We start from the raw sequence: 15,331 nt of genomic DNA on the forward strand, positions 1-15,331 counted from the left end.
CGACATTACAAGCGATCAGGGCGAAGGTATGCCATTTTTCTCGATGATGGGGTCGCTCTTCCATTTGAGCGTCGCGTCGATCAGCGCGTCTTCATCCGTATCGGTGACATTGCCCGCTTGGCAGGCGCTGTGCTTCACGGGCGTTGCCTGATCATCCTTCAAGACCACCAGTCCTCCCTCTTGCAAGTTGCTGGAGCCGGAGATGGAATAGACGATGTACTTGAAGCCGGCATTCGTGAAGCCATAAGCGTAGCCCCCGGTATTGCCGGCGAAGGTCAGGTGCGTGCGAGTGAACTCGCCCTCGTTGCCAGGCGCCGGGTACGTCAACTCGGGTTTCGCAGGGCGACCATAGGCGTAGTAAAAACGACCGGTCCCATGAGCAACGTCACCCGCGGCACACATGGAAACGGTCTTCGTGCTCCCGGCGAGTGGGCAGGAAAACACAACCTGGTCGCTTTTGCCGCACATGCTTTCCGGTGCGGTACCGGCCAAGGCGGTTGCCGGCATGACGGTAGTCGATGCAATGAGCAAGAGTGCTTTTGCAAAATGATTCATGGGCGACTCCATTCAAAGGAAGGAAGCAGGAGATGTGGCCAGCACCGTCGTCAGATGGAGAGCGGCTCGATCTTCACCTTCTCCATCAATCGTGACGTGAAGTATTTGTCCTGGTAGTAGCGGATCTTCTCGCACATCACCGGGTGGGGGATTCCCTCGTAGAGGAAAACTTCCTTTTCCGTACCCATGGCTTTCAGTTCTTGCGGAAGCATGAGCGCGCGCTTTTCTTCGGAGTGACTCTTCGACACGTCACCCTTCTTGCTCTTGGTAATGTTTTCGCGTCGCACCGTGGTGTAGCCCAGCATGTCGGAGTAGTCGTTCGCGTCCTGCTGTTCGCGCGGCGCGTAGACGATCTGCAGAGCATGGTTCGTGATGACCGTGCGCGAAATGTCCTTGCCGTACGTAGCGTCGAGCTGGGCCATGCTCTGGATGATGGGCAGAAGGCGGATGTTATAGCCGGCCATGTACGACACAGCCGAGGCGATGATTTCCACTTTGCCGATCGAGGTGAACTCGTCCATGAGCAGAAGGCACTGGTGCTTGAGGCTCGAATCGTTCTGCGGCAACACCTTGGTGTTGAGGTTGATGAGTTGGCTGAAGAACAGGTTCACGATCAGCTTGCTCTCGGCCAGCTTGTTCGGTTGGATGCCGATATAGATGGTCATCTTCTTCCTGCGCACGTCCGTGAGCAGGAAATCATCGTCGCTGGTGGCCGCATCCAGAACGGGATTGATCCAGGCGTTGAGGGGCTCCTTGAACGTGCCGAGGATCGACGCGAAGGTTTCGTTGGCCTGCGAGAGAAGATTGGCGAACGCGGACTGTGCGTTCGCGCTCAGGAAGGGTTCCTTCGAGAGCCGCGTGTACAGTTCGCGCAAGTCCGTGCCGTCGCCGGATGACAGGCGATAAATCATGCCGAGCGTGGGCTTGCTACGGATGATCTCCGGCCGGCCCTTCTTCTCGTCGTCCTCCCACTTCTCGCAGAGATACAGCGAGAATGCCATGAAGGCGTTACGCGCCTGGCTCACCCAGAACTTCTGGTCGTCGGATACGTCGGGGTAGAGCATCGAGGCGATGCTCATAAGGTCCGAAACACGGAATGCCGGGTCTTTGGACACGTAGCTCAGCGGGTTCCATCGATGCGTGCGGCGATCTTCGGCGAAGGGATTGAACAGGTAAATTTCCTGCCCCTGCGACTTGCGCCAGCCACTCGTCAGGTCGAAGTTCTCCTGCTTGATGTCCAGCACGACCACCGATTCCTGGTAGTCGAGCAGGTTGGGGATCACCACGCCGACACCCTTGCCTGACCGCGTCGGCGCGGCCAGGATCACGAACTGTTGGCCCGGAAGGCGCACCAGGTTGCCCTTGAACTTGCCCACCAGGATGCCGTTGGGCGCCGGCGAGAGCATGTTCTGCTTGCGCAAATCGGATGCGGTGGCGAAGCGGGCGTCGCCGTGCATGGATTTCTTTGTGCGCTTCAGCAGGAAATAGAGCGCGACAAGCCAAAGCAGCAACGGGAAGCCAAAGCCAATGCCGCCGGCTAGCTTGATCTTCCAGGCGTACGGCAAATACTCCTTTAGCCCGAGCGCAATGGCCCGCACATAATTGAAGTACGTGCCGACGCTTAACGGAACGTCCCTCAACCCGAGAAACAAAAGGGTGAGGTAACCCGCCAACACGTAGCCGGCGATCAAAGCCGCAATAAAAAGGCCACCTGCCCAATATCCCCTGGTTCTGGTCATGCCGCTCTGTCTTCCTCTGATCGTGAACTCGCACGCGTAGTGAAATCGGTGCCCTTATGGATGCCGGTCGCTTCGTTATAGGGACTGGTACGGCCGGTCGGTTTGGAGGACACGCTTCTTGCCGCACTCATGGGCCCGAACCGGGTGCCGAGCGACCGGGCTGCTGCTGCGTCTGTTGCTGTTGATGGTCAGCCAGCGCCTGAGCTCGCTGTGCTCCTTCTTGCCAGGCACGACTGCTGTCTTCGATAGACGTGCTCATGGCCCGCTGCGTATCCACTTCGACCACCTGCTTATGGGGGGAGTTGGTGCTGCCTTGCACAGCGTAAGCACGAGTGGCGTCCACGCTCACCTCAACGTGGTCGATGCGCTGTATGCCGCCTTGCCGGGCCGCGACAGTCAGGGAGGCGGCGAGGCGATCGCTGCGCTCGTCGGGTGTATGTTGGTGACGGGCGTCGAGGCGATGAACGCCGTCGCGGGCCTGCTCGAAGAGCGCGTGATCCGGATGAGACTTATCGTCCAGGCGCAGCGCCGGTTTGTCGTCGTCGAACCATGAACCGGGATGGCTCAGGGTGTTCCAGGCGCTGGATACCCGACTGCCGACAGCGCGAGCGATATCGCCCACGTCTTCGGCAACTTCGTGACTGGCCCGCTTTGCCGCGTCCGCTACCTCATGGGCAGCCTGCCCAATGGCCCGTCCCGCCGCTGCTATGTCTTGGGCCACCTCGCGACCAAGCGCCTCGGCATGTTCGCCGATCTCCTTAGGTATCTCCCAGGTGGCCGACAGCCCCTTGCGGATGTCCATGATGTCGTTGCGGTAACGATCGACCATGCCTTCGTGAGCGCGGTATCTAGCCAGGCTCTCGGGGTTGATGATTGATTGGCCGAGCAGCTTGCTGTCCGGCACGAAGTTGTCGATCGCATGGGCGTCGAAGTCCGTCGCCTTGATTGGATTGCGCGGCGAAAGGATGCCGCTGTCATCGCGGTAGCCGGCCTTCGAGAGAGTGTCTATGTCTTGCTGCGACGCGTAGATCCGGACCTCGCCAAAGTGATCGCTTGCGGCACTGACCAGATCGCCCGCCCGCACGTGGTCGATGACTTGATTGCCGCCGGCGGGAACGTTCTGCAGCAGACCTGCAGCGCCGTAAGCGTTGAAGGTTTCGCCATTCAAGCCGAATTTAGCCGCATTGATTTCGGCAAGTGTGCCGCCCAACGAATGCCCCGTGACGGTTACCTGCAATGGCTTATGGTGCAAGTCTGCGTCCAGCTTCGCTCGCTCCAGCACGCGTTCGGTAAATGCCACCGAATCCTGAGTCTGAGCATTCACGCCCGTCAACACCATGCCAGCGTCGACCCCGCCGTCGTGAACCGGCTCGCGATCAAACTCAGTGCCACGGTAGGCGATCACAATCTCGCCGGTGTCCATGCGGCGGTAGGCAGTCGCTTGAAAGCCCGTACGGGGGTTGTCCGCGACGTCGATGGCTTCATAGGTGGCATCGCCAAGTATCTTTGGCTTGTTCAGCACGGGATCCTGATAGGAATCCTGGGCTAGTAACGCATAGTCGGTGGAGGAAAGGGTCATTGACGCTTCTCCTCGGAACGGACAGTGATCGAAAAGGTGGCGTTCGCTTCGTCCTGATACTTGGCCCGATCGTCTTCGCCGACATCGACCCGATCGAGGTGCGTTGTGGCGTAAGAACGGTTCGAGTAATAGCGCGTGGTGGACTTGCCTTTCAGCAGGTCGTCATGAAAAAGGGGGGCGCTGAAGTCCACGCTCTTGACGAACAGGTTTGCGCTGGCGGCAACTACGGACCAATGACAGACGCCCTTACCGAAGTAATCTTCGTCCTGAAGAAGATCTGCGAAGATTTCGCCCTTATACGTGCCGTTGCCGATAGCAGTCAGCGAGATGGGCACGCGCTTCTCCGGCGGAACCGTTGCGCCGGTCACGGGCGTCAACGGCACGCAGGCTTCGTTGGCAACGCGATAGTCGACCACGCCCTCAACGCGGTCGAATGGACCAGGAGCCCCTTTCACTTCGACAGTGATCTCATAGCGCATGCGCGGATTGGGGTTGAGCTTGACGTCGGGTTGTTTCATGGCGGCACCGTATGCGTGAGTGGACAGGAGCATGAGAAGGGCAGAAGACGCGCTTTTGGCGATCCTCATGGGCCTGCTCCGGGTACGGGCCTGGCGGCCTGCTGTTGTTGAGCCTGCTGCTGTTGCTGCTCGGCCTGCGCATGACCTTGCTGCGCGACCTGATGCCATGCCTGACTGCTCTGCTCGATGGGTGTAGCCATCGCGCGCTGCGTGTCCACCTCAGCCACTTGCTTGAATGGCGACTGTGGTTCGCCCTGCATGGCATAGACACGGTCGGCATCCGCGCTCAGTTCCACACGATCGATGCGATGCAGTCCGCCTTGCCGCGCTGCGACTGTCAGCGAGGCAGCAAGACGCTCGCTTCCCTCGTCGGGGCTGCGTTGGTGTTGCGCGTCCAGGCGATGAACGCCTTCCCGCGCCTGCTTGTAGATTTCATGGCCGGGATGTGCGGGTGAATCGAGTCGCGGCACGTCCCGAGCCTGCTGGTGCTGGAGTGCCTCCGCGGTGTGACGGCCTACGATGCCGTCTGGCTTCAGACCGTGCGTTCGCTGGAAGTTCTCGACGGCTTCGCGAGTGTGTTCGCCGAAGTGGCCATCGGGCGAAAGCGGGCGACCTTTGGCGTCGTGGATTCCGAGCGCGTTGAGTCGTTCCTGTAGGGCCTGCACGTCGGTGCCCGTCGAACCATCGCGCAGGAGCGGCGCCTTCGCCTGGTGTGTGGACGAAGCAGGGGCGGAGTGAGCGCCCACCGACGGTGCCGGGCGGTTACGCCAGAAAGTCTCCGGATTCACCGGATGCCCGTGCGCGTCCTTCATCTGATAGTGCACGTGCTGCGCGTACTGGGTGGCTCCGTCCGGCCCACGGCCACCCATGCGGCCGATTTCGTCACCGACCTCGACGTGCTGACCGACCTTCACTGATTGCGACTGCGTATGAAGGATTTCGTGACTATTGCCTTCCGCGTCGCGGATCTTGATCGTGCCGTACTGCCCTCCAACGAAGGTGACCTCACCGGCGATGGGCGAGTGCACGGACGGGTGGGTGAGATTGACACCCGCTTGCCCGCCTTCGTAGTTGAAGTCGGAACCGCCGTGTGGGCCCTTGGCCCGGTGCTCGCCATAATGGCCTGTGATGTGTGCCGATTGATGGCCCTGCCGGGGCAGGATCACGTTCATGACGTCTTGGTATGGCATGTGTGTGACCTCCCTCAGAGCGAATCGTCTTTGACGCGATAGAGGTGCCAGCAGTCGTCCTTCCGGAAGAAGAACGTCATCTGGTAGTCGGTGTCCGGCTTGACGAGTTTCACGGAGATCTCAGTCGGACCGCCCGTGGTCTGGGTCGCGACCAAACCGTCTTTCGTCTGCTGCGCCTGGCTGGGCATCACGGGGAATGCCACTTCGGCCCTGGGTATGGACTTGGAGACGGGCTTCGGTTCGGGATCGGCGTTGGGGTCCACCGAGTCGCTTTGCAGCGGATCGGTGACGTATGCCTTTTGAACCGCCACGTCGTTTTCGAACAGCGGCAGGAAGCGGTCGAAGGCTTCGGCGGGGCAGCTGGGTGTACTCGTTGTCGCTGTCGCCGAGGAAGTAGCGGCGGCCGGTGTTGCCGTCGGCGTTGCTGACTTGTCGCAGCCTGTCAGGACGAGCATGGCGAGCAAGAGGGGCAGGGCCGTCATGCGTCCCAGGCGCCCCGATCGAACAAGGTTTGTGTTTGCGTCGTCGAATTTGCAGCGATTCATGGCGTTCTCCGCCGTAGCGTCCTGGAACACGCCACGCACCGGTTGTGAGTTCGCGCCCCCCCCCAAGGGAGGCGCATGGATCGAGGCCGTCTGGCGACGGCCCCGCGCGCGAACTACAGAGTCATGACGGGCGGGGGCGCCTCGGGTGACGAGGCCGTCTGGCGCTGAACATGCTGCGACGAAGGTTCCTGGGCTAGCGGCTTGGCCAGTGCCGACGCACTCTGCTCCACCGGAGTATTCACCGCCTGTGTGGTCGCCACATCTGCTACGCGCTTATGAGGCGAATTTGCGTCGCCTGCCACGGCGTAGGCGCGACTTGCATCATCGCTCAGCACCACGTGGTCGATCGACGTCAGCCCTTCGCGACGCGCTGCTACGGTCAAGGCGGCAGCAAGGTTGTCGCTTTGCTGGTCGGGCGTGCGCTGATGTTGTGCGTCGAGACGATGAACCGCCGCGCGCGCCTGTTCGTAAAGTGCGTGGTCGGGATGCGCCGGATCGTCGAGACGCAGCACGGCTGTGCGCGACTGATGGGCGGCCGCAATGGCTGCCATGGTGCTCGGTCCGGCGATTCCGTCCGGCTTCAGATGATGGTCGCGCTGGAACGCTTCGAGCGCCGAGCGAGTGCCGGGGCCAAAGTCGCCATCGGGGCGCAAGGGCCGGTGGTGCGAGTCGGTGTACCCGAGTTGTACGAGGGTCTTCTGAAGTTCACGCACATCTTCGCCGTGGGCGCCTTCCTTGAGATTGCGCTGATGGACATCCGTGTGGCGCGCAGCGGTTGGAGGCAAGGGCTGACCAACAGACCCGTCGCCAAGGCGTCGCATGACCTCGGGCGTGAGACGGCGCTGCCAGTCCTCGAAGCGATGCTCGCGATCTTCAAACCCGTTCAGCTTGCCGTTAACGGCGATGGTTGCAGCCCGAATGTCTTCGCGCGCGGCTTCCGGTACGCGGTTTTCCCAGTACCACACGGCGATGCGCGATGCGTTCTCGGGCTTGGCGGCCAGATCGGGATGGCCCACGAGGTCGAGGCCAAGTGCTTCGCCTGCTGCACGATAATTTTCTTTGCCAGTGAGCTGAATATATCCGCGTCCGCGATAGGTCCAGCCATCGCCGGGCTGGTCGTTACCGTTGCGTCCGCCGTACATCAGTTCTGCCAGCTTCTCGGGATGTCCCTGAAGTGCTTCGAGGCGAGCAGTTTCGAGTGCCTCAGCGCCTTCGCGCCACGCGGATTTGACGGGAATTTGGGAAATGTTCCGCGTATATCGGAAGCTTTCCTCCAGCCGGTTCAGCCCGTTGGATTCGTGGGTAACCTGGGCCATGAAGTTGGCCAGTTCCCTGGGGCTCCTGATGCCCGCTGCATAAGCGTCGGTCAGGACCTGTGTCTCGCGATCGGTCGCCATGTGTAGCTCCTGTTTGACTAGTCTGTCGTGGTGTCCTTACCAGTTACGCCTCGCCTCCGTGGCGAAGGATTGAAACTCATGGAAGGGTCACTTCCGGAATACTCGACGGATCGAAGTCTTGGAAGGACGTTTCGCCAAGGTCCTTGGCCGTGAGGTCTACCTGCTTTTCCTTGCCCGTCTCGCTATCGGTGGCCTGGCGAACCACGCGGCTTACCAGCCAGTCCTTTCGGGATGCGGACCATGTGAAGGTGTATTCGTCCGACCAGCGCTCGCGACTTCCACCGCCGGTCGCAATAAGGAACTGACCGGGGCCGATAATCCGCGTATAGCCAAAGGGGTCGCCAGACACACCCCCGCAGGTGGAGCAGGGCACGATGCGGTTATTGGACGCCACTTTCCGGAGCTGACCGGATCCGTCGCGCACCAGCAGGAGCACGTTGCGGTTTGGGCCTTCCCCCAGTTTTTCATGGCCGGTCTTGGGTGGATCGAGCACCAGGATGACGCCCTGGCTCCCCTCGCCAGCGAGAGCCCCCGATTTGGACTCGAGAACGCGTGCCCCATCCGTCGCAAACGATTTGAGGTCATCCATCTTCATTCCTTTACCCTGCATGGCGGACGTGTTGGACGGTGTTGGACGTGCATAGGGGTTTGCCGTCTGCGCGTGGACCCACCCGGATACAAGTAGGGCGGTGCCACATGCGAGGCCGAACTTAAGTCGCAGTTGCATCAGTTGGCTCCTGATCCGCTTATTTGGTCTTGGTTGCGACGGTGGCATCCAGCGGGTGGTCCGATGGCGCACACGTTTAGTTCCCGTATGCGATATCGGTACAGGTCGAATAATGCGGCTTGCATCCGGTAGAGCCGCTCGCCGCACATTTGGCGACTGCCTGTTTCTCTGCCGTCATCTGTGTGGGTCCCGCCGAGGTAGCGAATTGAGTCGTTCCAACGGCAACGGCTATACACTGATTTTTCACGACCCCAATAAACTTGCAGTCAGTTCCACCTTGACCGGCGCAGTCGGACATCGCTCCCGAAATCGCCTCCTCCTCGGAGGCTTTGTTAAGTCCTCCACCAAGAACTCCCTTTGCTGCGTCCGCTGCGAGCGCGGTCCAGCGCGCAACTCTGGATGGGCCGCGAAAGTTATCGGCCGGGCCTGGCGATTGCGACGAATTCCCCACAGGAACACACGCTCTCCAACCGTTTCCCTCTTGGGGTACCTGCCCAGGGGGACAGCCACCCTCGGCGAATGCGGGGCGGCAAAGTAAGATGAGCATTAGAACTGCGGCTATCTTGATGAGAGGCATGACTAAGTCCGATCCCGTGCAGGCTGTGGCTTAACGACATCTTGCTGCGGGAGGGTAGGCACAGCAGGCGCGGTCCACCGCCCTGGCGCGCCTATGGCACCCGAGGTTTCCCCCCGCGCCGCTACCTGACTATCTCCTCCGGAAAGCCTATGCGCCGACCAGGACCCAGGAGGCTGCCCACTCGGCCCGATGCTGCTGCCGGCGCCGCCAAACGCGGAATAAGTGAGGAAGTTGCCCAGCGTGCCCTGGAAGAACATGGCCGCCATGGGCGGTACGGAGACGATGAGAGCCGTGAGCAGCAGGCCGATGCCGCCTTGCTGCATGGCGATGCTGTTCAGGCCTTCCGTGCTGCTTCCGAGCAGCTTGTTCACGATCTTGGCGCCCCACATGGCTTCGTTGATCTTGATCGTAAGGCGAAGAACGATGCTGCATACCACGCTTAGCAGCGCCATGGAAAAGATGGTGCCGATGCCGTACATCAGCCAGCGGCGGAACAGATCCTTGGTCTGGTCGAAGATCAGGCAAAGGATGAACAGCGGGCCGAGACCAATGAACAGGGCCATGGCGAACTGGTAGAGGAGGAGCATGACGCCTGCCGCCATGGGAGGGCTGGCCGTTCCGAACGCCGCGATCCAGGACGCGCGCTGCTTATTGGCAAGCATCTCTGCATCGCTCGGGACGACCTGCACGGAATTGATCGTGCTCAGCGCGAGCTGTGTCCAGGCGAGGTTGCCGTCGATCGAGTCTGCCGTCGTCTCGTCGTCATTGCCGGTGAAGAGGCCATGCACCTCCTTGTCCAGATCGACCGTGAGGAAGTTATGCAGACCGGTACCTGCCACCGCCATGGTTGTGGCGGCGCCGACGATAACGGCAATGCGGCCCATGTTGAGTACCGTAGCCATCAGCGGCTCACGCGACTGGCCGGTAAGGATCCGGTAACCCTGAATGAGGATCCACAAAGTCACGAGCACGAGCGCCATGGCGCTCGCCCACGACATCATGCGGCCCATAAGCTCCATGCCGAACGTACTGATCTGCTTGTTGAGATAGTCGTAGACCAGTCGGAAGTATATGTAATCCGTAATATTTGGCATGTCGCCTTATTCCTGAATGTGTGTTGCCAATCCGCGCGGTCCTTGCGGTTCGGGTATCAGTTGAAAGCGGCTTTCAGCGCCGCCGTGTTGACGACCGTTCCCAAGACGCTGGGCGATCCGCTCATGGCCCGCCGGGAGAGGTTGGCCTGCATCGTGAGCAGCATGTCGATCTGCGCGTCGGCTTGTTTCTGGTTGGATTCCCACTGCGCGCGGGCCGTATCCAACGTCTGGCCAAACTCCGTCAGCTGGGCGGTGAAGTTCGCCGTGTTGCCGTTGGACTCGCCAATCTTGCTGATGAGCGTGCTCTGGGCCGTCGCCATCTCGGTCCCCTTCTGGGCTACGTAGTTGAGATAGCGAACGGTATCGTTGTACTTGAGGTTCTTGGCCTGAACGATCATGGCGCAGATATCTTGCTGCTGCTGTAGCACATCGCCATTCATGTCGGGAATCAACTTGTCGAGTGCCGTATCGAGAACACCGGCTAGTCCGCCCTTCGCAACCCGCCCAGGGCATTCGACATCCACACCGAAATCCTCAGCCACTTCCGTGAACTGATGCTTGAGGGTGAACAAGGTGAAGTTGAGATGCTGCAGTTTGTTCAGCTGTGTTTGCCAGAAGGTGGCTTGATCGGCGTAGTGCTGGATCACGCTCTGGTAATGCTGTGCTGTTTCTACCCATCGGCCATACTGGTCGTAGAAGTTCTTGAGCGAGTTGGCAATGGCCGTGTAGTCGATGACGGGCAGGCCTGCACGAGCGGGTTCGCTATGCATGCTGCAGGTCAGTGTCAAGGCCGTGGCAAGTGCAGCCCTGAGAAGATGGCTACGAACGGTCTTTGGCTGAGTGGTTGTGCTCATGATGGTCTCCTATCCTGAGTCGGCGATGGTTGTCAGTTACGCGACACGTTGTGACGAGGTGGGGGTGGGGCGGGGGGATGGCCGGCCTTTGCCGCTTCCCTTGCGATTCTCGTAGAACGTGTCCAGCCATTGCTCCGGACGAAGATCGTCCGGTGACACGCCTTCGGTCTCGGCGCGTGCATTAAGAATCTCGTGCATGATTTCTATGTTGTCCGTAGACGCGGAAATGACGGCAAGAGCGTCGTCCAGGCCGCGTAGATTCAACTGACAGACAGCGGATGCGTGGCCCTGCTTCACGAGGAAGCAGCGCGAGCGTTCGTCGAGGCTTACGACCACCTGGTACTCCGCGTCCGTCAGCTTCAGACCGTCCACATAATCTTCGCGGCTGGCGTTCGGGTTCGGGAGCAGGACCATCGTGGCCGTCTGCTCGATGAGTGCCGCCGAAATGTCGCTTGCCAGCGCATCCTCCGGACTCTGGGTCGCGAAGATGCCAAGGCCGTTCTGCTTTCGAATGGTCTTCTGCTTGTTCTTGGCGAACTCCTTGAGTCCACCCTTGCCGTCGAGGATCTTCCAGAACTCGTCCATGACATAGATCAGGCGGCGGCCATCGATGAGAGCCTCCAAGCGGTGCAGGAGGTAGTTGATGACGGGCGCGCGGACTTCAGGATTGTCGATGATGTCCGTGTAGTCGAAGCCGATGATGTTGGCCTTCGTCAGGTCCACGGTGTCGCGGGGATTGTCGAAAACCCACCCCAGCGAGTTGCCTGCCGTCCACTTGCGCATGCGAATGAAGAGACCGTCGTCACCGAGATTCGGCAAGCTCTTCTGGAAGTTGGTCATGTTGCGAAGATGCATGGGAGTGTCGAGCATGCTCTCCACGGCCCGGAAGATGTCTTCCTCTTCTCGCGAACTGTAGACGCTCTTGCCCGCCAGCACCTTGATCAGATCGGCGAGGAACTGGACGTTTGCCTCGTTTCGCTCGCACTGGAACGGGTTGAAGCCAGTCGGCTTGCCGTTCTCCAGGGCGAGATAGTTGCCGCCGCAGGCGCGCACGAAGATCTCCGCGCCACGATCCTTGTCGAAGAAGAAGATCGTGGGTGAGGGGGACAGCTTCTGAACCTGGCTCAAGAGGAAATTGATGAGCGCGGTCTTACCGGTACCGGACTTTCCGATCACCATGGTGTTGGCGATGGCTTTCTCGCCCAGCGAGTTTTCGGCCGGGTGCGTGGCGTGGAAATTGAAGTAGTAGGGCTGCCCATTCGTTGTCTGAAGGGTGGTAACGCAGTTGCCCCACGGATTGTTTTCCTTCTTGCCGGTAGCGAAATTGTGCAGCGGCGATAGACCGAGGAAATTGAGCGAGCTGACGTTGGCCAGGCGGGTTCTGTACTTCCAGTTGCCCGGGAATTGGGCGTAGAACGCGGCGGTGACGGCCAGGTCTTCCTTGACCGTGACAAAGCCCGCGTTGGACAGCTCGGCTCGCGTGGCAGCGATCTGCTGCGAGAGCAGATCCTGGCTAGGCGCGTATATCGCGATGGTGAAGTGATACTCACCAAGTACAAAGTTGCCGGATGCGAGCTGGTCCATCGCGTGATCCAGCTCCACGATCTGACTCACGGCCTTGTCGCCCGATGAGATCATCATGCCCTTAGTCCGCTCCAGCGCGGAAAGCGCGTTCTGCCGGCCCATGGGCGAGAAGGAATGAGTAATGACGTACTCGAAGTCGAGGTACTTGAGCCCGTTCAGAATGCCGGGGTAGGTGGCCTCGACATATTCCTTGAGGTTGAGTATCGCGCCGAAATGGTTCTGCCCATCCGGCGTCGTGAGCACGTAATCGCCGGTTTTGGCCGAGAAGCGTTGCCGGCTTACCGGGAGGTAATCATAGATGGGCGCCTGCAGCGACGGCACGGGTTCGTCGATACGGTTGAGGATGTATCCGTAGAGCTCGAGAACCTCCGAGAAGACCACGCCGTTAGGCGCCTCATAGAGGCCAAGTCGGTAAGGGGCATAGTCCTTGAGCACGGCCTCGACGTTGCCGGCGAGTTCGAGCACGGTGGCGATGGCCTGTGCCTGCTCTTGCTGGAGCCGTTCGACGTTGGCGCTCTTCTCCACCCAGCGCTTACCCTCGACCACCGGACGATAGATCATCGTCAGGTACAACTCATTCTGCATGAGCTTCTGCCCAGACAGTGAGCTGTAGTAGGCGTCGGAGAGTGCCTGGTTGAACGGCTGTTCGAACTTCGAGTTGTCCTTGATCGGCCTGCGACGGCGGATGTCGTGAACCCAGAAGGCCACGTTCGGGTAATCCGGCGCGCGCAGCGTCTGCAGCATGCGGTTGAACGTGTTGTGGCGGTGCTCGATCTCCCATTCCTCCCTGCCGACGAAGGGCAGGCCGTCCAGGCGCCACACCAATAGATAGTCCCCGCCCGTGGTCTTGACGACCGTCGGCGAGACATGGCTTGAGAGCGTGATATGTGTGGCTATGGGTGCGTCGGGCGTGAACATGGCGGTTTCACCGTATGGAGCACGAAAGGCCCTGGCAATGGATGCCAGGGCGGGATACCTACTTCTTGCGCTTGTTCTTTGGGTCGCGGTAGTTGTTGGGCGTGAACACCCACATGCCACCGTGTTCCTGCACGTTCCTTATCCGCGTCTTGAATTGCAGGCGCAGTCCAAGCAGACGGAAGATCATCTCGTCGCGTTTCGCCATCATGCGCATGATGAAGATCACGACAGGCATCAGGAGCAGGTACCAGTAATTGAAGTACATCGCCAGCAGCAGGCACGAGCCCGCACCCATGAAGAACGGGACGTAAGGCACGCCCATGAACATGGGGGGGCGCGTGCAACCCCTGAACAGTACGTTCTTATGCATGGAAATGCAGGAAGTGCATGGCCGTCTGGATCGCATCCATAAGCATGCCGACGTTACCCGCATCGGTGCACTGATTGTCAGCGCCGGCGTCGTTGCCCTGGACGACCGTCTTGGCAATCTGGGCGGCGGCGCCGATGAGCACGCCGCCAATGAGGGCCGGGGTCACATCCGAAATGCGCTTGTGGGCGAAAGCGATCTGATAGCCTGAGAAGATCACCGCGACAGTCACCACGACGATCGATGCCGCGTTGAGGATGCCCTTAATGTTCGTGAAGAACCCGCAAACCTTCTCTCGGGTGTCCTGCGCGAATGCAAGCTCGGGCATGACGAGCAAGGCGATCACGGCGAAGAGGGCAACCGTGTTGAGCAGGGGGTGCCTGGACTTGGCGATGGCGGTGCTGATGGTGGACAGGGACATCATTCGGTTCCTTCATTGCGGTTGGATCGGGAAGGGGTGGCACGCTTGGCCACCCGAGTTGGGAAGGCTGCTTTCCGCGCAGCCAGCGGTGCGGTGGCATCGCCCGGAATCCGTCCGGCACGCGCCTGCAAATCAGAAAACGAAGGCATCGTCCGTACCTCCGTTGCGCACATCCGCGTTGTCTACCGCCGGCCGGGCGGGTGCCGCCGCGGCAGGCGGCGTCGCACCCTGGACGGGATCGTTGGGCCCCCGCACCTGAGGCACGAAGACATCGTTGCCGGCCGGCGACGATGCTGATACGCCGATCTGGGACATCACCGCGGAAGTGGCGGGATCGGTGCGGATCATCCCCGGCTGCGTCGGGCCGCCAGGTGGAAGCTGCGCGCCAATTTGCCTCATGACCGCGGCAGTGGCCGGATCGGTGGGGATTGGCCCAGGAGGCGGGGCGGGCGTGTTGTTTAGCGCGGGGTTGGTGATGGGAACCGCTCCCGGCATGCCGTTATTCGCGCGCTGAAGTGCCTGCAAGGCTTGCAGCGTCTGCGGGTCCATGCCGGCAGGAAGCGCGGCATTGGAATCGGGGTAGCCGGCTGATTGGGGGGCTCCGCCGGTGCCGCTGGCTCCGGTGGCTCCAGCGATGGCAGGCCCCACGACGGCGGCGACCGCCGAGTCGACGACGCTTCGCATTGCTACCCTATAGGCGGGGCTATCCGGCTTGAGTCCTTCCGAATTTCCGGTGACGCGCGCAACCCTCACGGGCGTCTTCGTCATTAGCGGAATCGGTTGTGTGCCCGTGAAGGCGACATCGCGGGACATCGAGTCGAACACACGCTGGACATAGCCATGTTCGTAGCCAGTGGTGAAGTTGCCGGAGTAGTAACAGCTGAAGGCTTTGCCCCAGTCCTTGCCCGCGCTGGCGTAGCACTGCGCAAGAATGCGCGATCCAGCGACGAGGTTGGGGCAGTATTCGAAGGCCTTCTCGTAAGTGTCCAGGCCGTATTTGCCCAGGTTGGAGCGGTTGACCTGCGCGATACCGAGCGAATAGTTGTAGCCGCGCGACTCCAGCATGCGAACGGTCGCGACTGCCTCGGGAAGATTCTGCGGCTGGCGCACGAGCTGCCCGCCCACGACGCCGATGGCGAAAGGGTTCTTGCTCGATTCGACATTGACGACATGCTTCATCACCTCGGCCGGCACGGCAAGGTTCTGGCAGCTCATCATTTCCAATCCTGGTAGCACCTTTACAACTCCTGTCTAATGACCTGTTGT

Annotated in this window: 13 protein-coding genes and 1 pseudogene; all 14 read right to left on the reverse strand. The window is 60.6% G+C overall.

Features of this window, described 5'->3' with window-relative positions; all coding sequences use genetic code 11:
• Nucleotides 1-15: 15 nt before the first annotated feature.
• A complete protein-coding gene (locus FHS47_RS02965; protein WP_167022737.1) occupies nt 16-555 on the reverse strand; it encodes a hypothetical protein in 540 nt (179 codons plus the stop codon).
• A 50-nt stretch (nt 556-605) separates the two neighbouring features.
• A complete protein-coding gene (locus FHS47_RS02970; protein WP_167022741.1) occupies nt 606-2,294 on the reverse strand; it encodes a type IV secretory system conjugative DNA transfer family protein in 1,689 nt (562 codons plus the stop codon).
• Nucleotides 2,295-2,421: 127 nt separating this feature from the next.
• Entirely contained in the window at nt 2,422-3,873 is a 1,452-nt protein-coding gene (locus FHS47_RS02975; protein ID WP_167022744.1) for an XVIPCD domain-containing protein, read from the reverse strand.
• Entirely contained in the window at nt 3,870-4,460 is a 591-nt protein-coding gene (locus FHS47_RS02980; RefSeq protein ID WP_167022747.1) for a hypothetical protein, read from the reverse strand. Before FHS47_RS02980 ends, FHS47_RS02975 begins: the two co-directional genes overlap by 4 nt.
• Complete coding sequence (locus FHS47_RS02985; RefSeq protein ID WP_167022750.1) at nt 4,457-5,581, reverse strand: XVIPCD domain-containing protein; 1,125 nt, start codon at nt 5,579-5,581, stop codon at nt 4,457-4,459. Before FHS47_RS02985 ends, FHS47_RS02980 begins: the two co-directional genes overlap by 4 nt.
• A 14-nt stretch (nt 5,582-5,595) precedes the next feature.
• Nucleotides 5,596-6,126 (reverse strand): hypothetical protein, encoded by a 531-nt coding sequence (locus FHS47_RS02990; protein ID WP_167022754.1) that lies wholly within the window; start codon nt 6,124-6,126, stop codon nt 5,596-5,598.
• 113 nt (nt 6,127-6,239) lie between these two features.
• Nucleotides 6,240-7,523, reverse strand: a complete 1,284-nt coding sequence (locus tag FHS47_RS02995) for an XVIPCD domain-containing protein (RefSeq protein WP_167022758.1) — start codon at nt 7,521-7,523, stop codon at nt 6,240-6,242.
• A 76-nt stretch (nt 7,524-7,599) separates the two neighbouring features.
• A complete protein-coding gene (locus FHS47_RS03000) occupies nt 7,600-8,250 on the reverse strand; it encodes a hypothetical protein (RefSeq protein ID WP_167022760.1) in 651 nt (216 codons plus the stop codon).
• Between the two features lie 579 nt (nt 8,251-8,829).
• Nucleotides 8,830-9,921, reverse strand: a complete 1,092-nt coding sequence (locus FHS47_RS03010) for a type IV secretion system protein (RefSeq protein WP_167022766.1) — start codon at nt 9,919-9,921, stop codon at nt 8,830-8,832.
• A 56-nt stretch (nt 9,922-9,977) separates the two neighbouring features.
• A complete protein-coding gene (locus tag FHS47_RS03015; RefSeq protein ID WP_167022769.1) occupies nt 9,978-10,775 on the reverse strand; it encodes a hypothetical protein in 798 nt (265 codons plus the stop codon).
• Nucleotides 10,776-10,811: 36 nt separating this feature from the next.
• On the reverse strand, nt 10,812-13,277 hold the full coding sequence (locus FHS47_RS03020; protein ID WP_167022772.1) for a VirB4 family type IV secretion/conjugal transfer ATPase: 2,466 nt from the start codon (nt 13,275-13,277) through the stop codon (nt 10,812-10,814).
• A 58-nt stretch (nt 13,278-13,335) separates the two neighbouring features.
• Nucleotides 13,336-13,647, reverse strand: coding sequence for a VirB3 family type IV secretion system protein (locus FHS47_RS03025; protein WP_167022775.1), 312 nt, complete (start codon nt 13,645-13,647; stop codon nt 13,336-13,338).
• Nucleotides 13,640-14,065 (reverse strand): TrbC/VirB2 family protein, encoded by a 426-nt coding sequence (locus FHS47_RS03030; protein WP_167022778.1) that lies wholly within the window; start codon nt 14,063-14,065, stop codon nt 13,640-13,642. Before FHS47_RS03030 ends, FHS47_RS03025 begins: the two co-directional genes overlap by 8 nt.
• A 765-nt stretch (nt 14,066-14,830) precedes the next feature.
• Nucleotides 14,831-15,289 (reverse strand): annotated as a pseudogene (locus FHS47_RS19685) (lytic transglycosylase domain-containing protein); the annotation flags it as partial.
• Nucleotides 15,290-15,331 lie beyond the last annotated feature (42 nt).

Origin of the sequence: Luteibacter sp. SG786 (assembly GCF_011759605.1) — a bacterium.
GTDB lineage: Bacteria > Pseudomonadota > Gammaproteobacteria > Xanthomonadales > Rhodanobacteraceae > Luteibacter.

Excerpts from the sequence above, each read along its gene's own strand:
- FHS47_RS02965 (WP_167022737.1), bottom strand. The coding sequence starts at position 555 with ATGAATCATTTTGCAAAAGCACTCTTGCTCATTGCATCGACTACCGTC.
- FHS47_RS02970 (WP_167022741.1), bottom strand. The coding sequence starts at position 2,294 with ATGACCAGAACCAGGGGATATTGGGCAGGTGGCCTTTTTATTGCGGCT.
- FHS47_RS02975 (WP_167022744.1), bottom strand. The coding sequence starts at position 3,873 with ATGACCCTTTCCTCCACCGACTATGCGTTACTAGCCCAGGATTCCTAT.
- FHS47_RS02980 (WP_167022747.1), bottom strand. The coding sequence starts at position 4,460 with ATGAGGATCGCCAAAAGCGCGTCTTCTGCCCTTCTCATGCTCCTGTCC.
- FHS47_RS02985 (WP_167022750.1), bottom strand. The coding sequence starts at position 5,581 with ATGCCATACCAAGACGTCATGAACGTGATCCTGCCCCGGCAGGGCCAT.
- FHS47_RS02990 (WP_167022754.1), bottom strand. The coding sequence starts at position 6,126 with ATGAATCGCTGCAAATTCGACGACGCAAACACAAACCTTGTTCGATCG.
- FHS47_RS02995 (WP_167022758.1), bottom strand. The coding sequence starts at position 7,523 with ATGGCGACCGATCGCGAGACACAGGTCCTGACCGACGCTTATGCAGCG.
- FHS47_RS03000 (WP_167022760.1), bottom strand. The coding sequence starts at position 8,250 with ATGCAACTGCGACTTAAGTTCGGCCTCGCATGTGGCACCGCCCTACTT.
- FHS47_RS03010 (WP_167022766.1), bottom strand. The coding sequence starts at position 9,921 with ATGCCAAATATTACGGATTACATATACTTCCGACTGGTCTACGACTAT.
- FHS47_RS03015 (WP_167022769.1), bottom strand. The coding sequence starts at position 10,775 with ATGAGCACAACCACTCAGCCAAAGACCGTTCGTAGCCATCTTCTCAGG.
- FHS47_RS03020 (WP_167022772.1), bottom strand. The coding sequence starts at position 13,277 with ATGTTCACGCCCGACGCACCCATAGCCACACATATCACGCTCTCAAGC.
- FHS47_RS03025 (WP_167022775.1), bottom strand. The coding sequence starts at position 13,647 with ATGCATAAGAACGTACTGTTCAGGGGTTGCACGCGCCCCCCCATGTTC.
- FHS47_RS03030 (WP_167022778.1), bottom strand. The coding sequence starts at position 14,065 with ATGTCCCTGTCCACCATCAGCACCGCCATCGCCAAGTCCAGGCACCCC.